Below are 23,483 nucleotides of genomic sequence, written 5' to 3' on the forward strand. Positions count from 1 at the left end.
AGAAGTGCCCATCGACAACCGATTCACGACCGGCGGCCTGGTACGCGGCGCGACCTGAGGATGACAAGTGAAAGGGCCCCGGCTCTCCAGTGTTTCCAGGAGAGGCGGGGCCTTCGTGATGGCGGTGACGGTGGGATTTGAACCCTTGTCGGCAGCCTTCTCTCACCTCTGTTGAGGTGCGTTCGCCTTGATTTTCCGCGGTTCGCGGACGTTCGACGGGATGCTCGGGCGGGTTCGAAGTCGCTCGGATCTTCTCAAAATTTGCTCACGCGCCGTAGATGTCCCAACTGTGCCCGAGGCCGATCGCGGACGATCACGAGCACGTCGTCGCGGATCTCGGCGATCACCCGAGCAAGTCGCGCCGGGGCTCGCACGTTGTACGTCTCGCCCGTCGAGCGCGCCGCAATCAGAGCCACTTCTTGAACAGTGCGACTGTCATCGGAATGATGCGGCGGTTGTGCTTGTCATACTCGGCCATGAGATCTGTCTTGCTACCGTACGAGCGGGGCGGCTGGGTGTACGCCGAATAGCTCGGCACTCAGCCCGTGCTCGAGAATCAGCAGCTGCACGCCGGTCCATGTGTCGGAGGCGTCATCAACCAAGGTGAGTCGCGACTCCCTGACTTCCCGGCTGGTGCGCATCGAAGCAGTGCGGTCTCGATCCATGCACGGATGCGTCGGCCAAGGGGCGCCGAGAGCGTCGAAATACACTCTCGAGCCGATCTCGTTGCGGTAGAAGAAAATGCCCGCGCCGCACCTGGGGCACTTAGCCGGCCACGTCGCGCGGAGAGGCCGGCTCATGGGCACGCGCTCACAATACTGAAGCCGACACGGTTACGGCGCGAAGTCGTCATGAAGCACCACCCGGCTCAGTTCGATTCGTCCGCCCGGCAGCTGCCAGTAGTGCAGCCGTCGCGCGGATGGCACGTTCGATTTTATGGAAGCGCGCCAGCACTTCGCGCCGTCGGCGCGTTCTACGTATGGGTCGTTGCCGCCTGCCCCGGAGCGCAGACGATGAAGGTCTCTGCTTCCCAGCGCCGGCGCGCGTCCCAACAACACATCGACCGTCGTCCGCATTGCCTTGCCGAACTGCGCCTCGTCGAGCATCTCGAGCGACTGCGCGAACCTGGGGCCGACTTCGAATTCCGGCAGAAGATACTCACGCTTCTCGCCGGCCGTCGTTCGGGCAGCCCAGCCACTGGCCACTTCATGCCGGACCCAGTGCTCGGCCGACGCCCACTGATCGCGGCGCGTGCGCCGCGTGCCGGCATCCCCTGTGGGCCTCCCAGCCCGTGCTTCACGCAACTCCTGATTCAGCCGGGAGATGATGCTGTCTCGTTCGCCGCGCCGTTCTCGTTCGCGGTGAAGTTCCGCAGAGAGACTAGTGACTTCATCACGAAGCCGGTCGAGCGCCTCGAGATCGGTGCCGGTCCGAAGCTCGTGACTTAGCCGTCCGATGGCGCCCCTGAGCGCTGCAACCTCATCGCGCACTTCCTGGAGCTCACGGCTCGGAACAATCCCGACCGGCGCAGCGGAGACGGGCGCGCTTTGTGGCTCGGGTGCCCGATCGGGGAAAGTCGGCGTGAAAGGTGGCTCGACGTTGGGTCCGTGCACCTCAGCGTGGACCCCCTCGCGTAGCCAGGCAGGTCCGCCGCGTAGTAGCGGCTGCGGCTCAATCACCGGGGCGGTGGGGTCGACATCGATGAGCGTGAGCCCGATGCTGTTGTTGGCGCGCACTACTCGGGCGCGGACGGTTTCACCCACGCGGACGACATCCGCGACGCTCATCTCGGCGTTCTCGCCCTTATCTGCGCCAGGCACAACATCGCGACGACGCAAGATGACCTCATCGGCTGCTGGGTGCAACATGAGGTTTGCGCGGCGGTCAGTCACCTTGGCAACGCGGGCGAGCGTTACGTCTCCGTCGTTCAGCGCGTCGAGCGCCGGGTCCGCTGGTTCCGGAACGAGGTCGCGCCCAAGCAGCCAGCCCTCGACAGGTTCACCGACGACGAGGCCTCCTGCGAGCGGGAGACCAGGAGGTGGGCGGTCGCTGGCGATGATGACGCGTTCTCCGCTCTCGAGCCGTCCTACGTTGCCGGCGGCACCAGAAACGAGCTCTACAGTGCAGCGGACCCACCGTTGACGCTCCTGCGGCGCGGGCATCGCGATCGCTGTGACCTGAGCAAGCGCGTCCTCAACGAGTTGATCGACGCTGTTCCGATCCGGAAAGCGGAGGACCGACCGCCACCAGTCCGGCGCCGTGCCGAAATCGGGCGGATATGAACGGGCAGCACCGCCAAACACGTGCGTCTTCTCGGGAAGAGTCCACTCTAGTGCCATTGTCACGTCTCCGCTGACGATAGTGGCGACCTCAGCGTCCCGCCCGAGTTCAAGAGCGACGTGCTCGGGATCGACCGCAAAGTTCCCTGTCGCGTCGATCGTGCTGATCAGCACGAAGGGGCGCTTGCGCGGTCCAAGGATCTCGAGAGCGATCTGCCTTGCCCCCTCGGCGGTGTCAACATGTCGCATCCCCACAGCATGCCGTGGAGCACCGACGTTGATGTTGAGAGGCGCTCCGCACCTCGGCACGGGTCCGGGGCGAGCACGGTAGCTGACCACGACCACAGCCTTCCGAGCAATGATTACGCGTCAGCGGGCGCCGGGCCCTTCGACGCGGCTGTTCAGTCCGGTTCTCACCGATTCGCTCATCCTGCGCCATGATCAGACCATGTTCGAGTTCCCCGCCAACTGGCACGACAACGACACGACTTGGATCGATGCGTCCGGGCGGGAGATCCCGATCGTCGAGCTCGCGCGCCGCGGGATCATGCGAGCCGACGGCCACCACGCACGCGCCGTCGCGCACGAGCCCGCCGTCGAACAGCGGATCGCGCGCCGACGTGCACGTCGCCACGATGTCGGCGCCCGCGACCGCGTCCGCGTCCGAGATCCGTGCGGCGACGCCGGCGGCCGCCAGGCGCGCCCTCAGCGCCTCGGCGGCCGCCGCCCGGCGGGCGACGACCACCACGTCGCGGAGGTCGCGCACGGCGCGCATGGCGTGCACGTGGCCCTCGGCCTGCGGCCCGGCGCCGAACACGACGAGCCGCCCGGCGTCCGGCGGCGCGAGCCTGTCGGCGACGGCGGCCGACAGCGCGGGGGTCCGGAGCGTGGTCAGCGCCGCGCCGTCGATGACCGCGCGCGGGGTGAGCGTCGCGGCGTCCATGAGCGTGTAGGTCGCCTGGATCCGGGGCGCGCCGCGCGCGGCGTTCCCCGGCGCGACCGACAGCACCTTCACGCCGACCGCGTCGCCGTGCGCGGCCGGCATCAGGATCAGCTTGCCCGCCGCCGTCGGCACGAACGTCCGCGGCGGCTGCGCCGCGGGATCGAGGCCGCCCCCCAGCGCATCGCGGACGGCCGACACGGCGCCGCGCCACCCGATCAGCCGCAGGACGCCCGCGGCGTCGATGAGCGCGGGCGCCGTCACGCTGCCCGCTTCGCCGCGCCCCATCCGGCCGCCGCGTCGCTCACGACGTCACCTCGACGCCGTCGAGCACGACGCGTCGCGCTCCGCCCCACAGCAGCTCGGGCCGCTCGAGCGGGTTGCCCTCGAAGACGACGAGGTCGCCGAGCGCGCCCGGGCGGATCCGGCCGAGACGGTCGTCCCCGAGGAGCTCGGCGTTGACGCTCGTGGCCGAGCGGAGCGCGTCGAGCGCGCCCACCACCTCGCACTGCAGCCGCAGCCCGCCGAGCTGCTCGTCCTCCAGCTCGCCCATCAGGTCCGTGCCGAAGCCGACCGGCACGCCGGCGGCCCGCGCCAGCTCGATGGCCTGCCGGCCGCGCTCGAGCACCTCGGCGTTCTTCGCGAGGCCCACCTCGGTGAGCCCGAAGTCGCGACCGCGCCGGCTCATGGCGTCGTACGTGACCAGCGTCGGCACGAGGAACGCGCCCGCCTCGTGCATCGCGGCGGCCGTGTCGGCGTCGATGAGGTTGCCGTGCTCGATCGAGCGCACGCCGCCGTCGAGCGCGTGACGCACGGCCTCGGGCGAGTAGGCGTGCGCGGCCACGTAGCTGCCGCGCCGCGAGGCCTCGTCGCTGACGGCGCGGATCTCCTCGAGCGAGTACTGCGGATTGCGGATGGGGTCCACGGGCGAGATCACGCCGCCGGACGCCATGATCTTGATCGCGTGGGCACCCGACCGCAGCCGCGAGCGCACGGCCTTGCGCAGCTCGTCGACGCCGTCCACGACCTCGAGGCCCGGGCCGTGGTGGAAGCACAGGGTGTCGTCGGCGCTCGTGGGGTCGCCGTGGCCCCCGGTCTGGCTCAGGGCCGCGCCCGAGTAGTAGTACCGCGGGGACGTCATGAGGCCCTGCTCGATGCCGCGGTGCAGCCCCGCGTCCCCGCCGGCGACGTCGCGCACGGTCGTGAACCCGCGGCGCAGCGCACCGCCCAGCCTCCGGCGCGCGACCAGCGCGACGTAGCTGAGCAGCCGCGTCTCGTTGTGGAGGAGGCTGAGGCTCGCGGCGTACGCGTGGAAGTGCGCGTCGATCAGGCCGGGGATCACGACGCCGCCGCGGGCGTCGATCACGGTGGCGTCCCCCGCGCCGTCGAAGCCTGCCTCGTCGACGACGACGCCGTCGCGCACGCGGACATCGCCCTCGACGAGGTCGGGCGAGGCTCCGTCGAACACGAGGGCGTTGCGGACGACGAGCGTGCCGCCGCGCGTCTCGAACCGGGTCACGCCTGCGCCCCCTCGACGAGCTCCGCGAGCGCGCGGGCCACGGCGGGCGTGACGGCGCCCGTGATGGCGAGCGCGTCGTCCACGCGATCCGCCGTCATGACGCCCTCGGCGGCGAGGAAGTTGATCGAGCCGATGGTCCGGCCGTCGCTCACCACCGGGGTGTTGATGATCGATCCGCATCCGAGCGACTCGATCGTCTCCCAGTCGACGAAGAAGTCTCGCACCGCGGGGCGGTCGGGGCCGACGAAGGGCCGCTGGCCCTCCACCACGGTCTCGAGCCACGCGGGCGACGTGCCGGACGGGTCCAGGCGCTTGCGACCGCCCACGGCGTAGACGTCGGGGTGCGTCGTGTGGATGCGGGAGATCTCCTCGTGGCCGGGAAGGATCACGGTCACCGTGAAGAGCACGGCTCCCAGGCGGTCCCGGGCCGCGGCCTCGGCCTCATCGAGGGTCATCTCGGGCTGCGTCATGCGTCGTTCCTTTCATCGGGGTGGGTGCCGGCGGCCGTTGCGGGGCCGGCGGAGCGGAGCCACACGGCGAGCAGCAGGTGCTGCCCCAGCACGGCGTCCGGATCGGACACGTCGAGCCCGAGGCTCGCGGCGTGCCGTAGCCGCGCCTGCACCGTGTTGCGGTGGACGCCGAGGCGCGCCGCCGCGCGCGAGACGGATCCCGCGCAGTCGAGGTAGGCGGCAACGGCCGCCGCGAGCTCGCGCGCGTGGGGATCCGCGACGAGCCGGGGGAAGAGCCCGCGCAGGAGATCCGCGGCGGCCTCGGGCGCGAGCAGCCGGTCGAGCAGCGGCAGCACGATGCCGTCGTAGGCCGCGCCGGAATCGTCGGAGGCGAGCCGCGCCGCCAGCCACGCCTGCCCTGCCGCGGCCGCCGCCCGATCGGGTCCCGTCGTGGCGCGCGACACCCCCGTCGCCACGCCCGCCGACCACAGCAGCCGCAGGTGCGCGCGCGGCATCACGTCACGCGGCACGGGGACGTCCTCGCGTCCGTCGTCGTGCGCGATCGGCACGAGTGCCAGCCAGCCGTCCCGCACGCGCGCGAGCGGGACCCCCGGATGCGCTCGGCGCCAGACCTGGTAGACCGGCGCGCCGAGGCGCTCGACGTCGCCGGCCACGCTGTGCAGGAACACCGCGACGTATCGGCCCCGCGGGGCCACCGTCCCGGGGATCGGCGCCCGCGGCGGCGCGGAGTCGCCGTCGAGGCCCGGCAGGCCGGCGAGCGCGACGAGCGACAGCAGGGGCACGGCGGCGGACGCCGCGCGGAGCTCGTCGCGCAGCAGCAGCGCCCGCACGACCGGCGCCGCGACCCGCAGCGCCTCCTCCGCCGGCTGCCGGTCGCGCTCCGCGACCTCGGCGACGATGCGCCCCGCGGCCGCGTCCGCCTCGGCGCTCACGAGCACGGCGACGGGCGTCGCGCGCGCGGGCGGCTCCCCCGCCGAGGCGACGGCGACGCCGCCCACCTCCGCGTGGACCGCGACGCCGCCGAGCCCGCGCGACAGCGTCGCGACGACGGTCTCGATCGTGTCGGCGCGGAAAAGCTGCTCGCTCAGGCGCGCGACGCGCGCGTGCACCCCCGCCTGGAGCACCCCGATCTGCATGGCGACGTCGAGCGCGACGCGCGTCACCTCGCGGTGCGACGACAGCATCGAGACGTCCAGGCGCCGCGCGAGGTCCACGACGGTGCCCGTGAACGAGCTCGCGGGCACCACGACCGCGGCGGCGCGGCGCTCCCACGCGTAGCGCAGGGCCGCGGAGACCATCCAGCCGCCGAGGGCCACGTCCTCCGTGAGCACGACGACGGTGTCGGGACCGACCGCCGCGATGTCCTCGATGTCGGTGATGAGGGCGAGGTCGCGCACCAGGATCGCGCGCGCGGACAGGTGCAGCACCTCCAGGTCCGTCAGGGGTGCCGCTCCCAGCAGGTCGCGCAGCCCGACCGCGATGTGACGCGCCGCCATCACGCATGCCTCGTCCGAGAGCCGATGGACACCCCGAACGCCTCCGGACCGGTGAGCGCGAGCGCGGCCGGCTCGTACCACTGGGGCGCCGCCGGGAACGACAGCAGGTCGAGCTTGTTGCCGATCCAGAGGTCCTCCAGGCTCGCGACCTGCCCGTCGGACGCGCGCAGCATCGTGATGACGTCGGGCACGACCGCCTCGACCGCGCCGTCCACCATCATGATGAGGATCTCGTTCTGGATCTCCAGCCGGATGACGCGGCTGCGCGCCTCGTCGTACAGGGTGACGCTGGTCGGGAGGTCGGGCTGATCGAGCGCCGCGGGCCGCGCGAGCCCCTCGACGTCGGTGACGCGCGCGCGGATAGCGCGGCGCGCGCCGACGAGCTCGGTCAGGGCCGCGTGCGTCTGGCGGGCGTCCCGCTCGCGCCCGCCGACCGGCGCGGCGAGGATGCGGCCCAGGTCGATGAGCCTGCTCACGGTCCCCGGGATCCCGCCCGCGCGCAGGGCGGCGACCGAGACGGGGTAGGACGCGGTCGCCGCCCAGCCGCCGAACTCGGCCGCCAGTGCCCGCACGATGCGCTCGGCGCGCTGCGGCGTGTCCACGTGCACCACGGCGGACTCGCCCGTCGCCCCGGTCACCGCGATCGGGCCGACCGGCTCGCCGGCCGCCGCGAGCGTGGTGTGGCTGAGCAGGGGGAACACGCGCCCCATGGGGTCGGCGTCCACGACCGGCAGGCCGGTCTGCAGCGACGCCAGCAGCGGCACCATGGCGTTGATGTTGGCGGCCGCGAGGGGGAAGATCCCGGCGAACTGCACGCCCATCGCGGCCTCGAGCTGGCGCAGGCTCCGCACGAACTCGTCCCCGGTCGGCGCGAGCTCGGTGACGGGGAGCCCCCGCATCACGAACCCGAGCGACACGACCGGGGCGGACGGCGGGAGCGCGTCCAGGGGCACGACGCGGGGCCCCCGCCCGGTCGCCGCCATCATCTCGCGCACGCGATCGGCGTACTCGTTGCACTGGTCGTGGTCGACCGCGCACGCGAGGAACAGCGCACCGACCCTCAGGTGCTCGACGTCCTCGAGGCTCAGCTCCATGGCACTTCCCTTTCCGCCGCGCCGGGCGCGGCCGATCCGACGGGACGGGAGGTCGCACCCCCGTCCCCCGCGCCGACGAGCACCGACTCGGACATCGCCGCGATCGCGCGCACCCGCACGCGCACGACCTGCGGGTCGCCGTAGGTGCTGCCGACGACCTGGGACTCGGTCACGGTCACGTCGGGCAGGGCGGCGCCGAACGACACCAGGCGCGCGGTCGCGAGCGCCCTCGCCTCGCTCAGCGCCCTGGCGATCTCGTCGGAGCTGCGCACGCGCACGAGCCGCTGACGCCAGTACGACAGCGGCGAGAGCGCAGCGCCGAGCGAGACGAGGTCGAGGTCCGTCCCCGCCGCCGCGGCGAGGCCGAAGTACGCCAGCGTGCGCGCGGCGTCGCCGCTCGATACGGCGGGCGGAGCACCCTCGTGGCCCCCCAGCAGCGCGTCGCTCAGCGGGGCCGCATTCGCGCAGATGGACGCGATGCTCGCGCCGCGCACCTCGGTCTTGCCGACCACGGTCGGCAGGCCGTCGATCAGCTCGCCGAGCACGGCGCCGTCCTCGCGCGCGACCACGATGCGTCCGTCTCGGACGCCCGCGACCGACGCCGCGCCGATCAGCTCGTTGGCGCGGTGGGAGGCGAGCGAATGCACGGGCATGACGGGCAGGCGGCTGAGCGGCGCGCAGCCTCCCTCGTTCACCGAGCAGAACAGCCGCGCCCGGGGCGCGACGAGCGAGGCGGCGTCCGAGATCTCCTCCGCGAGGGCCTCCGCGCTGGCGAGGAGGCGGCCGTTGAGCACGGCCGTGCGCTCGCGCTCGCGGACCGAGTTGGCGAAGAAGGACGACGACAGCACGATGCTCGCCGGGTCGGCCGCGCGCCGCACGATGTCGGCCGCGGCCCGCTCGTGCTGATCGTCCACCATCGAGCCCACGGCGGTCACGACCACCACGGCTCCGCGCGGAAGCGTGGCGGCGACCGCGTGCAGGCCCGCCGTGTCGAGCGGCGCGAGCTCGTTGCCCAGCGTGCTGTGGCCGCCCGCGATGTGGACGACCGCCGCCTCGCGCGACAGGGCGAGGCCGCGGTCGTGGACCTCGTCGACCGGCGCCCTGGGCGCGATGCGGATCACCACGAGCGCCCGCGGATCGCACGGCGCGAGCGCCGCGCCGACGTCGAAGACCAGGACCGCGCGCTCCTGGCGGAACTCGGCGGGCAGGCCCCGCAGCGCCGTCGCGATCGCATCGGGCACGCTTCCGGCCACCGCGAACGCGGACTCCACGCTTCCGCCGTCGCTGCCGACGGCGACGACCGAGATCGCGTCGGGCGCGACGCGCACGCCGACGCGCCTCACGCTGTGGTCTCCTCCTTGCCGGGCTTCCGGTTCGCTCAGGCCGGGGCGGGAATGCACGGCTATCTGCGCCGCGAACGGAACGTGAGCCAGCTGTCCGCGGCGACCGCGACAAGGATAAGCCCGCCCGTGACCACCTGCTGGTACGTCGTGTCCCACCCGAGAAGGTTGAAGCCGTTGGCGATCACCGTCAGCAGCACCACGCCGACGAGCGTGCGCCAGACGGCCCCGGACCCGCCGAGGATGCTCGTGCCGCCGATGACCACCGCGGCGATCGCCGTCAGCTCCATGCCGGTCGCCATGCCGGGCTGCGCGGATCCCGCGCGCGCGGCGAGCACCATGCCCGCGGCCGCGGCGCACAGACCGCTGATCGCGAACACGGCGATGTGGATCGAGGGCGTGCGGACGCCGCTGAGCCGCGCCGCCTCCTCGTTGCCGCCGACCGCGTACACGCGGCGTCCGAACGTCGTCGCCCACAGCACGACGCCGAAGACCAGCATCGCAAGGAGCATCAGGAGCGCGCCCGCCGTGATCCCGAACAGCACGGGCTGCGTCCAGAACCGGAAGCCCCCGATCGTCTCCTGCGGTGCCGCGACGATCATGCCGCCCGTGAGGACGGTGGCGATGCCGCGGTACATGATCGAGATCGCGAGCGACCCGATGAAGGAGTTCACGCGCGTCAGCACGATCAGCGTGCCGGTCAGGGCACCGAGCGCGGTCCCGACGAGCAGCGCCACGACGAAGCCGAGGCCGGGGCCGAGCGCCTGCGTCGCGTAGACGCCGGCGATGGCCGACAGCGCGAGGGTCGCGGTCGAGCTCAGGTCGAACACCCCGCTGATGATGCACAGCGTCGCGCCGACAGCGAGCAGCCCCACGATCGCCATCTGGTCGAGCACGTTGACGAGGTTCGGACCCGTGAGGAACGTGTCTGTTGCGACGCTCAGGTAGACCACGATGAGTGCGAGCCCGATCAGCACGCCGAAGTCCTTGATCTCGATGCGCCGGCGCCGCCGGTCTGCCGCCGCGACGGCCGCGGTCGTGGTCGTCCCGGCGGTGGGCGTGGGGGTGGTCTGAGTGGTCATGTCGAGTCCTCTTAGTGGAAGGCCGCGGCCAGGATGTCGTGTCGGTCGGCGCCGGCGTCGAACTCGGCGACGATGCGCCCGCCGCGCATGACGTTGAGCCGGTGCGAGAGCGCCATGACCTCCTCCAGCTCGGAGCTCGCCACGATGACGGCGGTGCCCGCGGCGGCGAGGTCGAGGATGAGGTCGTGGATCTTCACCTTCGCGGCGATGTCCACGCCGCGCGTGGGCTCGTCCACGAGGAAGACCCGGGGCGGGTCGATGAGCCACTTGGCGAACAGCGCCTTCTGCTGGTTCCCGCCGGAGAGCAGGCCGACGGGGATCTCCCGCACGGCGCCGCGGACATCCAGCAGCGCCGCGACCCTGTCGACGTCGCGGCGCTCGGCCGCGCGCCGCACGAAGCCGCCCAGCTGGCGCCGCCCCAGCGACGGCAGCGCGATGTTCTCGGCGGCCGCGCGGCCGAGGACGAGGCCCTCCTCCTTGCGGGACTCGGGCACGAGCGCGAGCCCGCGCCGGATCGCGGAGCGCACGGAGGGCCGGCCGACGGGCGTCCCGCCAACCGTGAGCGACCCCGCCGCGAGCCGATCCGCGCCGAACAGCGCGCGCAGCGTCTCGGTCCGGCCGCTGCCGACCAGCCCGACGAGCCCCAGCACCTCCCCGCGCCGCACGTGCAGCGAGACGTCGGCGATGCGGCCCCCGGTCAGTCCGTCGGCCCGCAGCACCACCGGGGCGTCCGGCGGGAGCGGGGCGGGCGACTTCGCGAGCGCCTGCACCTCGCGCCCGACCATCAGCCGCACGAGGGAGGCCGGTGTGTGCTCGGCGGCCGAGTCCGTGGCGATGTGACCGCCGTCGCGCAGGATGGTGACGCGGTCGGCGATGCCGAGCACCTCCTCCAGGAAGTGCGACACGATCACGATGGTCGTGCCGCCGGCCGCGAGCGCGCGCAGCACCCGCAGCAGGTTCTCCGTGTCGGCCTCCCCCAGGGCGGCGGTGGGCTCGTCCAGGCAGAGCACGCGGGATCCCCGCGCGAGCGCCTTGAGGATCTCCACCTGCTGCGCCTGCCCCACCGACAGCGAGGAGACGGGCGCCGAGGGGTCGAGGTCGAAGCCCGTCTGCGCGCTGAGCTCGCGGAAGACCCGCAGGTCGTCCGCGCGCCGCGCGAAGCCCGCCCGTTGCGCCCAGCGCCCGAGGAACACGTTCTCGAGCACGGACCGCGCGCGCACGAGCGAGAGCTCCTGCGAGATGAGGGACACCCCGAGCGCGATCGCGTCGCGCGGGCGCGCGATGCGCACGGGCTCGCCGTCGAACGCGATGCGCCCGTCGTCGGCGGCGATCGCCCCGCCGAGGATCTTCAGCAGCGTGCTCTTCCCCGCGCCGTTCTCGCCCAGGAGCCCGTGGATCTCGCCCGGCGCGATCGTCAGCGACACGTCGCGCAGCACGGAGACGCCCCCGTACCGCTTCCCGACCCCCTCGAGGTCGATCGTCGGGGCCGTCACCCGCGCGGCCTGTTCCCGCTGTGCGGTCATGTCCTCACCTTCCGGTGCGATGGAGGCCTGCGCGCGGTGCGCCGGCTGCGGTGCGATGGGGGCCGGCGCGGTGCGCCGGCCCCGGTGCGCGTGTCAGTCGTCGTACTGCGAGACGAAGTCGGCCTCGTCGAGCGCCGCCTTGGTGCCGATCGCGCCGTTGGGGGCGAGGGTCGTCTCGTCGACGGTCGTCTCGACGTCCTCGCCCTGGAAGTGGGCGACGCCGAGCTCGGCGGCCTTGCGGCCGTTGGCCACGACGTCCAGGACGGCCGCGCCGAACCAGGCGCCGCTGCGGACGGCCTCGACCGCCGTGATCGAGCCGCCGTTCGCGACGAACTTCACCTTCGAGTCCTCGCCGGCCGCGAGCGCCGCGCCGCCGACCGCCTGCGAGGATCCGATGACCACGTCGACGTCCGGGTGGGCCTGGACGATGTCCTGGAACGCGGCGCGCCCCTCGTCCTGCGTGTACCCGCCCTGGACGCTCGGGGCGACCTCCACGCCGTCGGCGGCCTCGAGCGTCTCGATGACCTTCTGCGTGCGCGCGTTGTCGAGCGGCAGCGCGCGGTTTCCCTCCATGTAGGCGACCGTGCAGTCGTCGCCGACCTCGTCGCACGCCTGCAGTGCCAGGTCCGCGAGGACCTCGCCGTTGCGCACGGGAGAGTCGACCACGCTGATGGCGCCGTCCACCTGCGGCTCGATCGTCTCGAAGTCCGGCCCGACGGGCGTGAACTCCACCACGACGCTGATGCCGGCGTCCACCGCTCGCTGCAGCGGCTCCTGCACGGCGAGGTTGTCGTTCGCCTGGATGATGATGACGTCGTACTTCTGCGCGGTGATCGCGTCGTTGATCTGCTGCACCTGCTGCTGCCCGTCGAAGTTGCCGTCCACGAACGTGGCGGTGGCGCCCAGCTCCTCGGCGGCCTCCTCCACGCCCTTGAACGTGCCCTGCGCGAACGAGTTGGAGGCGGCGAAGCCGAGGAACCCGATCGAGATCGCGTCGTCCCCGTTCTCGCTGCCGCCCGCCGCGGCACCGCCGCCGGCGCATCCGGCCAGCGCGAGCGCTCCGATTCCGAGGGCCGCGAGGCCCCCGAGCACCGTCTTCTTCATGAGTGGTCCTTTCCGGCGCGTGCGCCGATCACGGGGTGGGGGTGTAGCCGTAGTGCGTCTGCGCGTGCTCGACCGAGATGAACCCGTTGGCGAGGTCGTACGCCACGGCCTCGGGGTCGCGCTCGGCGGGGTCGCCGTAGCCGCCGCCGCCGCCGACCTCCAGGCGCACGACGTCGCCGCGCTTGACGGGGCGGGCGTTCGCCTTGAGCGCCTGGTACTCGTCCGGCGTGCCGGGGTTCACGCTCACGCGCGGCCCGGTCGCGTCCGATCCACCGAACAGTCCCCACGCCGGCGTCTTCGAGCGCTCGAACCACAGGCCGACGACGCAGTCCGCGAGGAACTCGTAGACGCGCGTGACGCCGTTGCCGCCGCGCCACTTGCCGGGACCGCCCGAGTCGGTGCGGATGCGGTACTCGCTCACGCGGAAGGGGTACTTCGTCTCGAGCATCTCGATCGGAAGGTCCTTGAGCGATCCGTTGACGTTGTTGATGAGAGCGGACTCTCCGTCCGACCCCTCCCACGCGCCCCAGCCGCCGAGCGTGGCCTCCATCGTGACCCAGTTGCGCCCGTAGCGCGGGTCGAAGCCCGCGGTCGTGATGATCATCGAGTCCCCGTGGCTCGCAGCGGCGACGCGGTCCGGCAGCGCGGGCGCCATGGCCTTCGAGACGAGGTCGATCAGCAGCCCGAGGTGCGAGAAGTACCACTGGCAGGGAGCGGGAGCCACGGCGCCGAGCACCGAGCCCTCCCGCACGCGCGTCGTCAGCGGGCGGAACGAGCCGCCGTTGGAGTTGGTGTCGGGGCTGATCAGCAGCTTGTAGCCCACGCGCAGGGCCGAGATGGCCTGCGCGACGCCGCAGTTGACGGGACCGCGGGTCTGGTCGGCGGACTCCGTCACGTCGAACTCGATCGAGTCCCCGCTCACCGTGACCTTCAGCTTGATCGGGATGGGCGTGTCGAGGTCGATGCCGTCGTTGTCGAGCACTCCCTCTGCCTCGTACACGCCGTCCGGGATGCTGCGCACGCGCTCGAGCTCGAGCTCCTCCGTCTGGCGGAAGATCTCGTCGCGCGCCTGGTCGATGACCTCGACGCCGTACTTGCCGACGAGCTCCTTCATGCGCACCTCGCCCATGCGCAGCGCGGCGACCATCGCGTGCATGTCGCCGATCGTCTGGTACGGGAAGCGCACGTTGGTCTTGATGAGCTCGACGACGTCGGTCTCCTGGCCCGCCTGGATGAGCTTGACGGGCCCCATGCGGAAGCCCTCCTGGAAGATGTCGACGGTGTCCATCGAGCCGCCGACGTCCTTGGAGCCCATGTCCATCCAGTGGGCGCGCGTGGCCGAGAAGCCGATCAGCGCGTCGTCCACGAAGACGGGCGCGAAGATCGTGACGTCGTTGAGGTGGGTGCCGCCCAGGTAGGAGTCGTTGAGGATCCAGACGTCGCCCTCCTCCCACACGTCGGCGCCGAAGCGGTCCTCGACGGCCTTGGAGCACGTCTCGAGGTTGCCGAGGAACAGCGGCAGGCCCGCAGACTGGCCGAGCACCTGATGGTGGCGGTCGAGCAGCGCGACGACGCAGTCGCCGCCTTCGTAGAGGATCGGCGAGTACGCCGACCGGATGAGCGTCGCGTTCATGTCGTCCGCGGCGCTGGTGAGCGCGTTGCGGATGATCTCGACGGTGACGGGGTCCACGCGGACCGAGGTGATCGTGGTCATGCGTCAGCCTTCGCTTTCGATCTCAAGATTGCGGATGAGGAGGGTGCCGTAGGAGTCGACCGAGACCTCGAATCCCGGCGGGACGACGGTGGTGGCGGTGGCCTCCACGACGATCGCGGGGCCCTGGAACGTGTGCCCGGCGGCCAGGTCCTCGCGGTCGACGACGAGGGTGTCCCGCTCCTCGCGGTCGAACACGACCCGGCGGATCTCGTGCCGGAAGTCCGGGCTGGTGGCGGCCGCGAGCTCGTGCGTCTCGGCGTTCTCCAGACGCCCCACGACGCGCGTGCGCAGCGTGACGACCTCGATCGGGGCGCCGAGGTTGGAGTGCCCGTAGCGGTCGAAGTACATGTCCGCGAACCGGGTCGCGAGGCGGTCGAGGAAGCCGTCCTCCAGCGGCTCGTCGGCGGAGGTGAGCGGCACCGTCAGGAAGAACTCCTGCGACACGTAGCGCACGTCGACCGAGCTCTCCGCGTGGCGGTTCTCCGCCGGGATGCCCTCGCTGTGCAGCGACTCGAGGGCCTCGCCCTCCATGTGACGGAGCTGGCGCGTCATGTCGGCGGGGTCGAGGTCCTCGTCGAGGAAGAAGTACGGCTCGGAGAAGTCGCGGCGGATGTCGCCGTTGAGCATGCCCCAGGCCGAGAAGGCCCCGGGGAAGCGCGGCACGACGGTCTCCCGGATCCCGAGCTCCTTCGCGAGGAAGACCGCGTGCATGGGGCCCGCCCCGCCGAACGCCACGAGCGAGAAGTCACGCGGCTCGATGCCCCGCGAGATCGTGATGGTGCGGATGGCCTGCGCCATCTGCGAGTTGGCGACGTCGCAGATGCCCTCGGCGATCTCGACGAGCCCGAGCCCGAGCTCGTCTCCGACCGTGCGCAGCGCGGTCTCCGCGGCGGCGCGGTCGAGCGTCATCTGGCCGCCGGCGAAGTTGTTCGCGTCGACGCGGCCGAGCGCCACGTTGGCGTCCGTCACGGTCGGCTCCACGCCGCCGCGGCCGTAGCACGCGGGGCCGGGCATCGCGCCGGCCGAGCGCGGTCCCACGCGCAGTCCGCCGGCCTCGATCCAGGCGACGGATCCGCCGCCGGCGCCGATCGTGTGGATGTTCACGACGCTCATCAGCATCGGCAGGCCCTCGAGCTCCGCCTCCGTGGACACGTCGGGCTCGCCGTCGATCACGAGCGACACATCGAACGAGGTCCCGCCCATGTCGACCCCGATGAGGTTGCGGTTCGAGAGCATCTCGGTGAGCTTCTTGCCGCCGATCGCTCCGCCGACGGGGCCGGACAGGAGCGTCTGCAGCGGCCGCTCGCGCGCCGAGCGCGCCGTGAGGACGCCGCCCGAGGACTGCATGATGTGCAGCGGCACGTCGATGCCGCGGTCGGCGAGCTGCTGCTCGAGGTCGAGCAGGTAGTTGCGCACGACCGGTCCCGTGTAGGCCTCGATCACGGCCGAGGAGGTGCGCTCGTACTCGCGCCACTCCTTCGCCGACTCGTGGGAGAGCGACACGGTGAAGTCCTCGCCCAGCACCTCCTGCAGGATCTGGCGCGTGCGCAGCTCGTGTGCCGGGTTCTTGTAGCTGAACAGGTAGGCGACCGCGATCGCGCCGTACTCCTCGTCCCGCGCCCGCTCGGCGGCGGCCCGGATGGCGGCCTCGTCGAGCGGCACGATCTCCGCGCCGTCGTACTGCAGGCGGCCGGGGATCCCGACGATGTCGCGCCGGTCGATCAGCGGGGCGGGCTTGCGGTACTGCGCGTTGTAGAGCTCGTGCCGGGGTCCGCGGGCGATGTGGTAGACGTCCTCGAGCCCGGCGGGCGCCAGCAGCAGCACGCGTACGCCGCGCCGCTCGAGGAACGCGTTGAGGCCCTGCGTGGTGCCGTGGACGACGAAGTCGATGTCGGCGAGATCGCCGATAAGGGACTCGAGACCGTTGAGCACGCCCGTGCTCAGGTGGCCGGGCGTGGTCGACGCCTTGGTGGCGCGGAACTGCTTGCTCTCGTCGTCGTAGCTGACGATGTCGGTGAAGGTTCCGCCGATGTCCATTGACACCCTGTACGTGCTCAAGACTGTGCCTCCTCGGCGTTGCGTGTCGGTTGAGCGGCGACGTTAGCAACGCGGCGGGGCACCCTCTGTGCGGTGTGCACTCGGATAGGCGGGCGAGATTGGGCACCGTGCACATCACGGGTTCGTGGCGCGCCGGACCGCGCCGAGCGAGCGTCGGGCCCCGCGGATTTCCGCGGCTGGGCGCGCTCCGGACGCCGTTACGCGCAGGTAACGAGCGTGTAAGAAGTGGCGCCTTCGCGGTTGACACCGGGTGAACGGCAGCTCGCGAGCGTCAGCGCCGGGTCGACACCGTGACCGTGAACTTGGCGTTCCGCCCGGCCTGACGGGTGGGTCCGACCGTGCGCTGGAGGACCGGGCGGTACCCCAGATGGGAGTTGTAGACGCACCAGAGCTCGCCGCCCGGGCGGAGCACGCGCGCGGCATCCGCGAACAGTCGCGGCGCGATCGCGTCGGTCACCGCCGCGCCGGAGTGGAACGGCGGATTGAGCAGGATGAGGTCGGCGGAGGCGTCCGGCTGCGAGGCGAGGCCGTCGTCGCGCACGACGTCGATCCGGTCCACGACGCCGTTCGCCGCCGCGGTCGCACGGGCCGACGCGACGGCGGCCGCCGACTGGTCGGTGGCGATGACCCGGATCGCGGGGCGTGCCTTCGCGAGCATCGTCGCGAGCACGCCCGTGCCGCAGGCGAGATCGATCGCGGTGTCGGCGTCGCGCATGTCGGGGAGGAAGCCGAGCAGGAACCGCGTGCCGATGTCGATCGACGTCCCGGCGAATGCGGCGCCGTGCGCGCACACCGTCAGGCCCGGATCCGGATGCTCCTGCGCCCGCGGCCAGCCGCCGCCCGCCGTGCGGATCGGCCCCGCGGCGCGCAGCACGCGCGACTTGCTCACCCCGCGGCTCGCCGCCACCGCCCGGAAGTGCCGTGCGAGCACGTCGTTCATGCCGAGCGTCGTGTGCTTGACGCGGCCGCCCGCCACAACGCGCACCTCGTCGGCGGCGCCCGACGCGATCACGCCCGCGATCTCGTCGAGCGCATCGAGCGATCGCGGCAGCTGCAGCAGCACGGTTTCGACGCCGGCGACGAGACCCGCGTCGAGCGCGTGCCCTGCGACCCGGTCGAGCGCCATCCCGAGCTCCGCGGCGTTCGCCGCCAGGGCGCGCTCCCCAGTGATCGCGTCCTGATGCACGCGGATCCGGACGTCGGGGTCTGCCGCCAGCAGCGACAGCGTGAGTGCGCCATAGCGGTCGCCGATCACGACCACCTCGCCCCCGACGTCGCCCGCCTCCGACAGGATCAGGCGATCGCTCGCGTCGGCGGCGACGAGGTCGTGCGCCTCGACATCGGGCCAGCGCCGCAGCCGCGGCGCGAGCTCGTCGAACCGATCAACCGCCGTCACGACGCGGCGCGCTCCATACGCCGACCTATTCGAGGACGACCTCGACTACGTGGCCGACGCGCTCAGTCGCGCTCGCCTCGCGGCGCCGGTGATCACGGTAACTGAAACCGGCCCAAGGGACTCCGGTATCTGACGCCCTTCCCAAGGTGCGTCGACGCTGTGCCCGACCTTCGCAGCGCTGCGTGCCGATCTACCTCGACCGGGACGGATCGCAGTCGCTGGTGCGCCTCGGACACTTCGTTCAGCTGCGCGGAACCCCGAGCAGCGCCCAGTTCCGGACGTACTTCTACAACCGCGTCGAGGGGACGAGCAGCGTGCGGATCGTCAGCTACCAGTACGGCCCGGAGACCGAGCTGCTGGACGACAGGGAGAGCCGCGGGGTGGAGCTTGGGGGGCTTGCGCGTGGGCGAGTGCCGACCGCTTCAAGGAGACCTTCCAGCGGGCCGCGGGCGAAGAGTTCAAGGGGCTGGGGCTGTCGATGTTCGAAAATGATTCACGGGGGGACGCGTGAAGGACAGCAGTCTGGGCGTTCGACGGGTTTCTTGGTTAGCTGAAGGGGAGCAATCGTGGCAGTTGAAATGGGCCTGTGGCGCGCAGATGGTGGCCGGCTCAGTCGCATCGTGCCGACCTCGATCGGCCTCGAGTCCCGCCTCGAGACCTACATCGAGTCCGACCCGTCGATGCTCGGCGAGACGCTCCTCATCATCGGCCGCCAGGTCCCGACCGCTTTCGGCGGATTCATCGACCTGCTCGCGCTCGACGAGACTGCCGCAGTGCACGTCATCGAGCTCAAGCGCGACAAGACTCCGCGCGATGTCACGGCGCAGGCGCTGGACTACGGCTCCTGGGTCGCGGGGCTGGGCCGCACTCAGATCCAAGCGATCTTCGAGGCGTACAAACCCGGCGTCGCGCTCGAGGAGGCCTTCGCGGAGTGCTTCAACGAGACCCTCCCTGAGGAGGTCAACAGCATGCAGACGTTCACGATCGTCGCGGCGAGCGTCGATGCGGCCACCGAGCGCATCGTGCGGTTCCTCAACGAGGGATTCGCCGTGCCGATCAACGTTGTTTTCTTCCGCCATTTCGAAGACAACGGCGCGAAATACCTGGCCCGCACCTGGCTGGTCGAGAACGATGGCCAGGCGGCTCCCGGCGCTGCTCCCGCCCGGCAGACGAAGACCCGTGAGGCATGGAACGGTAGTGACTGGTACGTCGCGTTCGGCGAGGACAGCGGCACGCGCCAGTGGGCCGACGGGCAGAAGTACGGCTTCGTCTCGGGCGGCGGTGGCGCGTGGTTCTCCCGAACTCTGAAGAACCTGCCGATCGGCGCCCGGGTGTTCGTGCACATCCCCAAGGCGGGCTATGTCGGCGTCGGGACCGTCATCGGCGAGGCCCGACGGTTCAACGAGGCGCTCGTCAACGTCGACGGCGTCGAGACCCCGCTGCAGAGCCTTCCGCTCGTCGGCACCTACCGCCACGAGGGCGACGTCGAGAACGAGAACGCCGAGTGGGTCGTGCCCGTCGAATGGACCAAGACGGTGCCGCGCGAGCACGCGGTGTGGAAGAACGGGATGTTCGCGAACCAGAACACCGCGGCGAAGCTTCGCCAGAAGTTCACCATCGAGCAGGTGACCGACGAGTTCGGTCTCGACGACTGATCTGGACTTTCGAGATCCATCGCTCAATATCGCTGTCGATATCCTTCAGTCATGAGCGAAGAGCCTGCCGAGCGCGAAGACCCGCATGAGCAGGCCGACGAAGTCGAACTGGTTAGGGACGGGGAGAACCTTCTCGTCGTCGGGAACAACAGAGGGGCCGTCGAACGTTTCATGCGCTCGGTCGGCTTGCTCGAGCGTGCAAAGGAGATGTCCTCGTGGCAGCTGGTGCCCATGCTGCGCTCGGCCGCCGAGATTACCCACACGGTCGTGGACGCAGTTGCCGAATCTGGCCTGTGGGTCAAGCTCACCGCGGAGTCGGCCGAGGCGATTAAGGAGTTCGGCCTCACCGATACAGAGGTCCCCGGCGTCGCCTATGCCATGGCGGGTCGCCCCGGCGACATCAAGCAGTGGCTGAAGATCAACACGTCGGCAGGCGCGAAGCTGGCTAATCCCGGCATGCTCTCAGGCGTCGCCGGTGGGCTCGCTCAGGCGGCAAGCCAAGCCGAGGCCGAGCAGTTGCGCGAGCTCCTGTTGTCACTCGACGCAAAGATCGACAAGGTGCTCCGTGGTCAGCGCGACGCCATCATCGGTCCATTGAACGGCCTAGAGCGGCACCTCCGATCCGCGCAGAAGACCCTGGGGGCCCCAGGCGCGTTCGATGCTCTCGAATGGGACAAGATCGCCGGCACTCCGCAGAGGATCCGTGAGATCCAGTCCACGGCCGTAGAGAAGCTCCGCGGCATCGCAGCCGACATGGAGCAGCACAAGCGCGTCGGCGATCTGAGCTCCCATCTGCCTGAGCTCCGGAGCCAGGTCGAGCTCTGGGTCGGGGTGATCGCTCGGTGCTTCACCGCGCTGGACGACTTCGCCGCGCTCGAGCTGGAGCACACGGCTGCGATCTCTCCGGGCGGGCTCGATGCAAAGCGACGGGCGATCCAGGAGGACCGACAAGAGGCGATCACGGAGCTCTCGGCCGGAGTGGCGGAGCTGATGAGTCAGATGACAGCGAGCGCCGAACGCGCGAAAGCGAACAGGCTTCTACACCGGAAGAAGTCGCCGCAGGTGATCGGGATGATCGACAGCTCGCGAGGGTCGATCAAGAAGCTTTACGACGCCCTGGGGCTCGAGATCGATTGGGACTCGATCACTGCGGCACAGTGGCGCGAAGCCCTACTGGAGCTCGAGCAGTGGAGGAACGCCCTTGCCGAGGGTGGTGCAATCACCTGGGAGAAAGGCAAGCCGGTCCTCAAAGGGATCGCCATGGCAGGGGCCTTGGCGCTCGTCACCCGATTGCTGAACGGCAAGGGCTCGAGCACGAGCACGGGTAGTTCCGAGGCCTGACTTTGCGTCGGAGCTTCAGGATGTCTAGCGTCGCCCCGGAACCGTCGCAGACGGTTCATCGGAAGTCACAGCTTGGCTCGGCCCGGCCGGCGCATCCCGCCGAGCGGGTTTGACTGCCCCCTCTGCCAGGCGGGGCAGAACTTCGCCTCTACTCCGCGAAGTCGTCGTGCAGCACGACCCGGGACAGCTCGACCTGTCCGCCGGCCGTGCCGATGCGGAGCACCCAGTAATGAAGCCGCCGCGCCGACGGCGAGTTCTTCTCGATTGCGCATCGCCAGCCTTTCGCCCCGTCGACGTCACGGATCCGTTGCGGGTCATCACCGCCTGTGCCCGAGCGCCATGGGTGCAGATCCCGACCGTTAACTGCGTGCGCGCGTCCCGTCACAACGTCGACGACGGCGCGCATGGCCTTGTCGAGCTGAGCGTCGTCCAGCGACTCGAGCGAGGATGCGAAGCGTTCTCCGATCAAGTAGTCGCCGAGCGGCGTAGACGGCCGCTCATTAGGGTCGATGCGGTCGATCCACGCAAGGTAGATCTCGTGGCGGATCCACTCTTCGTCGGTGATCCAGCGGTTGCGGCGGTACTCACGGGAGGGAGCAGTACCCACACTGCTCTTGCGCGCCACCTGGGCTGCCTTGATGGCGTCCTTGCGTGCCTCACGCTCGGCGGCGAGCTTCGATGCGAGCTCGATGTTCTCTCGCGCCTCGTCACGCAGCTGCTGTTCCAGGTGCTGAATCTGGCTCGCGGCCACGACTCCCGGCGTCAGGCGCGCGATCGCCTTGCGGAGCACGCCCAGCTCCGCCTCGAGCATCTCGACTCGCGGAGCCAGGTCAGAAGCAGCCGCGGGACTGTCCCGAGGCGCATCAGGCGAGGCAGGCGGAGTCGCGCCATCGCTGACTCGGGTCACCGCGGTGTCGGCTGATGGGTCCGCCGTCGGCACGATGCTCGGTGCGAAGCGCTCCGGCTCGAGCCAGCCCGGTGTCCCCGGAACGAGCGGCACCGAAGGCGTGACCTCAGCGTCGGCGGGGATCCCAACCGCGGTGAGCGTGATCTTGCCGTCCAGCCGGCCCACACGCACAGGCAGGAACGTGCCTGTGGCGACAAGCTCGTTGATGGGTGTCTCATCCGTTTCGTCCGTGATGTCGCGCCGTCGCAGTGCGAACACGTGCGAGGGGTGGAGGGCCACGTACGCTCGAGCCGCGGTCGTCTTCTCCACGTATCCGCTCGCGACAGCACCGTCCGGGAATGCGGATTCCAGGTCGATCGGCGCCGGATCGAGCTGCAGCTCCAGGCCATCGGGACTGAGGTCGCCCGTCACCCGGTCTCCTGGTCGTACCGCCAGCCCGACCGACAGCTCCGCCGGGAGGCGGTCGCCACGGATCATCACGTTGCGATCGTCGTCGAGCCGGCCGGTGGCGAGTGACCCGTCGCCGTAGACCTGCAGCACCGTGGCCGTCGCTCTGGTGGAGGCTTTCACAGGCTCGGGGCTTGAGGTGAAGGCGACACCCGTGCCGCCTGCCTCGTCGGCGTCTCGGATGAGGTCCTCGTCATGGGCGACGCCGGCGAAGCGGAGCGTGCTGCGCTGCCAGACGGGGTCGACCCAGAAGTCGGGGGCGTACACGCGCGCGGCGCCGTTGAAGACCTGGCACTTGGGTGGCAAGCGGTCCTGCATGGCCATCGAGACAGGGCCGGTCTCGATCGTGACGACCTCGGCGCGGTCGCCGAGGGCATCTGCGATCCGGGCCGCGTCAAAGCGGATCGTGAGAGTGCCCGGCTCAGTGGAGATGACAACTAGTGGCTTGGTGCGCCGGGCGAGGATCTCCTCCGCCAGCATCCAAGCGGTAGCCGCATTGCTGACATGGCGAACGCCCGGCACGGGAGCCGTGATGAGAGTCGTGGTGGTCATCAGTAGGTGTCCCACCGCCGCGAGAGCCGCGGCCGGATGGTTCCGCGGCGAAGTGCAGGCTCTCCCGCCTCCTGAGCCTCAATCCGCTTGATTCGCTGCATCATCTTCGTGTCGTCGACAGCTTTCGCTTTGGCGCGGTCGACCTGCTCGGGGGTGCGCGCATCTTCGGCTTCAGCGAAGCTCGCGATGAAACGTTCGAACAACTCCTGCACTTCGGGCGACATGCGTGCAAGATCCGCTTCCCGTTGGCGACGCAGAGCGTCGAGCACCTGCTCTTGGTTCGTGTGCAGCAGCGTCTTGATCCGATGGCGATCCGCAGGAGTCAGATCGCGAAGGAGCGTCTTCTTTCCGTCGCTGGCGGTCCAGTACTTCCCGTCGTCCTTCCATCCGAGCGGCAGCTCAGTGTCTGTGACGACGTCCCGCTTCATCCTCGGCATCAAGAACACCGCCCTGTCTGTTGCCCGACGATCGATTCAGCCTCTGCTGATTGCCCCTCATCGTATGGTCGGGCACAGACATAAGCGGATGTTCCCTTGGCCGATCGCAGCAATTGGCGCCTGGCCAGC

At 70.7% G+C, this 23,483-nt stretch carries 17 protein-coding genes; 2 read left to right on the forward strand and 15 right to left on the reverse strand.

All coding sequences use genetic code 11. From position 1 onward, the window contains the following. Positions 1-833: 833 nt before the first annotated feature. The 13 genes from ACYVJ0_RS07770 to ACYVJ0_RS07830 form a co-directional block, all read right to left on the reverse strand. Positions 834-2,528, reverse strand: coding sequence for a hypothetical protein (locus tag ACYVJ0_RS07770; protein ID WP_460817065.1), 1,695 nt, complete (start codon positions 2,526-2,528; stop codon positions 834-836). Next, a complete protein-coding gene (locus tag ACYVJ0_RS07775; RefSeq protein WP_460817067.1) occupies positions 2,515-3,483 on the reverse strand; it encodes an ornithine cyclodeaminase family protein in 969 nt (322 codons plus the stop codon). The genes ACYVJ0_RS07770 and ACYVJ0_RS07775 overlap by 14 nt, the downstream gene beginning before the upstream one ends. Positions 3,484-3,523: 40 nt before the next feature. Further along, positions 3,524-4,738: a metal-dependent hydrolase family protein gene (locus ACYVJ0_RS07780; RefSeq protein ID WP_460817068.1), complete on the reverse strand. Its 1,215-nt coding sequence runs from the start codon at positions 4,736-4,738 to the stop codon at positions 3,524-3,526. Next, positions 4,735-5,208, reverse strand: coding sequence for a GAF domain-containing protein (locus ACYVJ0_RS07785; RefSeq protein WP_460817070.1), 474 nt, complete (start codon positions 5,206-5,208; stop codon positions 4,735-4,737). Before ACYVJ0_RS07785 ends, ACYVJ0_RS07780 begins: the two co-directional genes overlap by 4 nt. Continuing rightward, positions 5,205-6,704: a helix-turn-helix domain-containing protein gene (locus ACYVJ0_RS07790; protein ID WP_460817072.1), complete on the reverse strand. Its 1,500-nt coding sequence runs from the start codon at positions 6,702-6,704 to the stop codon at positions 5,205-5,207. Before ACYVJ0_RS07790 ends, ACYVJ0_RS07785 begins: the two co-directional genes overlap by 4 nt. Then, positions 6,704-7,798 (reverse strand): DUF917 domain-containing protein, encoded by a 1,095-nt coding sequence (locus tag ACYVJ0_RS07795; protein ID WP_460817074.1) that lies wholly within the window; start codon positions 7,796-7,798, stop codon positions 6,704-6,706. The genes ACYVJ0_RS07790 and ACYVJ0_RS07795 overlap by 1 nt, the downstream gene beginning before the upstream one ends. Then, a complete protein-coding gene (locus ACYVJ0_RS07800) occupies positions 7,789-9,141 on the reverse strand; it encodes a hypothetical protein (RefSeq protein ID WP_460817075.1) in 1,353 nt (450 codons plus the stop codon). The genes ACYVJ0_RS07795 and ACYVJ0_RS07800 overlap by 10 nt, the downstream gene beginning before the upstream one ends. A gap of 59 nt (positions 9,142-9,200) precedes the next feature. Beyond that, the gene (locus tag ACYVJ0_RS07805) at positions 9,201-10,220 is read right to left on the reverse strand and encodes an ABC transporter permease (RefSeq protein ID WP_460817077.1); all 1,020 of its coding nucleotides are present in this window, start codon (positions 10,218-10,220) and stop codon (positions 9,201-9,203) included. An 11-nt stretch (positions 10,221-10,231) separates the two neighbouring features. Continuing rightward, the gene (locus tag ACYVJ0_RS07810; protein ID WP_460817078.1) at positions 10,232-11,743 is read right to left on the reverse strand and encodes a sugar ABC transporter ATP-binding protein; all 1,512 of its coding nucleotides are present in this window, start codon (positions 11,741-11,743) and stop codon (positions 10,232-10,234) included. Between the two features lie 93 nt (positions 11,744-11,836). Further along, a complete protein-coding gene (locus ACYVJ0_RS07815; protein WP_460817080.1) occupies positions 11,837-12,847 on the reverse strand; it encodes a sugar ABC transporter substrate-binding protein in 1,011 nt (336 codons plus the stop codon). 28 nt (positions 12,848-12,875) lie between these two features. Next, positions 12,876-14,561, reverse strand: coding sequence for a hydantoinase B/oxoprolinase family protein (locus tag ACYVJ0_RS07820; protein WP_460817081.1), 1,686 nt, complete (start codon positions 14,559-14,561; stop codon positions 12,876-12,878). 3 nt (positions 14,562-14,564) lie between these two features. Continuing rightward, positions 14,565-16,619: a hydantoinase/oxoprolinase family protein gene (locus ACYVJ0_RS07825; RefSeq protein ID WP_460817082.1), complete on the reverse strand. Its 2,055-nt coding sequence runs from the start codon at positions 16,617-16,619 to the stop codon at positions 14,565-14,567. Between the two features lie 271 nt (positions 16,620-16,890). Beyond that, positions 16,891-18,015 carry a class I SAM-dependent methyltransferase gene (locus tag ACYVJ0_RS07830; RefSeq protein WP_460817084.1) on the reverse strand — a complete coding sequence of 375 codons (1,125 nt, stop codon included), beginning with the start codon at positions 18,013-18,015 and terminating at the stop codon, positions 16,891-16,893. 566 nt (positions 18,016-18,581) lie between these two features. On the opposite strand from ACYVJ0_RS07830, the gene ACYVJ0_RS07835 reads away from it, so the two are divergent. Both ACYVJ0_RS07835 and ACYVJ0_RS07840 read left to right on the forward strand, forming a co-directional pair. Then, a complete protein-coding gene (locus ACYVJ0_RS07835; protein WP_460817085.1) occupies positions 18,582-19,670 on the forward strand; it encodes a hypothetical protein in 1,089 nt (362 codons plus the stop codon). A gap of 51 nt (positions 19,671-19,721) precedes the next feature. Further along, positions 19,722-21,011: a hypothetical protein gene (locus ACYVJ0_RS07840; RefSeq protein WP_460817087.1), complete on the forward strand. Its 1,290-nt coding sequence runs from the start codon at positions 19,722-19,724 to the stop codon at positions 21,009-21,011. A gap of 148 nt (positions 21,012-21,159) precedes the next feature. On the opposite strand, the gene ACYVJ0_RS07845 is transcribed toward ACYVJ0_RS07840, so the two are convergent. Continuing rightward, entirely contained in the window at positions 21,160-22,917 is a 1,758-nt protein-coding gene (locus ACYVJ0_RS07845) for a hypothetical protein (RefSeq protein ID WP_460817088.1), read from the reverse strand. Next, positions 22,917-23,345, reverse strand: a complete 429-nt coding sequence (locus ACYVJ0_RS07850) for a hypothetical protein (RefSeq protein ID WP_460817090.1) — start codon at positions 23,343-23,345, stop codon at positions 22,917-22,919. Before ACYVJ0_RS07850 ends, ACYVJ0_RS07845 begins: the two co-directional genes overlap by 1 nt. Positions 23,346-23,483 lie beyond the last annotated feature (138 nt).

The sequence above is a fragment of the Microbacterium petrolearium genome (assembly GCF_054782875.1).

Coding starts and splice junctions, on each gene's coding strand:
- ACYVJ0_RS07770 (WP_460817065.1), bottom strand. CDS start 2,528: ATGCGACATGTTGACACCGCCGAGGGGGCAAGGCAGATCGCTCTCGAG.
- ACYVJ0_RS07785 (WP_460817070.1), bottom strand. CDS start 5,208: ATGACGCAGCCCGAGATGACCCTCGATGAGGCCGAGGCCGCGGCCCGG.
- ACYVJ0_RS07790 (WP_460817072.1), bottom strand. CDS start 6,704: ATGGCGGCGCGTCACATCGCGGTCGGGCTGCGCGACCTGCTGGGAGCG.
- ACYVJ0_RS07795 (WP_460817074.1), bottom strand. CDS start 7,798: ATGGAGCTGAGCCTCGAGGACGTCGAGCACCTGAGGGTCGGTGCGCTG.
- ACYVJ0_RS07805 (WP_460817077.1), bottom strand. CDS start 10,220: ATGACCACTCAGACCACCCCCACGCCCACCGCCGGGACGACCACGACC.
- ACYVJ0_RS07810 (WP_460817078.1), bottom strand. CDS start 11,743: ATGACCGCACAGCGGGAACAGGCCGCGCGGGTGACGGCCCCGACGATC.
- ACYVJ0_RS07815 (WP_460817080.1), bottom strand. CDS start 12,847: ATGAAGAAGACGGTGCTCGGGGGCCTCGCGGCCCTCGGAATCGGAGCG.
- ACYVJ0_RS07820 (WP_460817081.1), bottom strand. CDS start 14,561: ATGACCACGATCACCTCGGTCCGCGTGGACCCCGTCACCGTCGAGATC.
- ACYVJ0_RS07840 (WP_460817087.1), top strand. CDS start 19,722: ATGAGCGAAGAGCCTGCCGAGCGCGAAGACCCGCATGAGCAGGCCGAC.
- ACYVJ0_RS07845 (WP_460817088.1), bottom strand. CDS start 22,917: ATGACCACCACGACTCTCATCACGGCTCCCGTGCCGGGCGTTCGCCAT.
- ACYVJ0_RS07850 (WP_460817090.1), bottom strand. CDS start 23,345: ATGAAGCGGGACGTCGTCACAGACACTGAGCTGCCGCTCGGATGGAAG.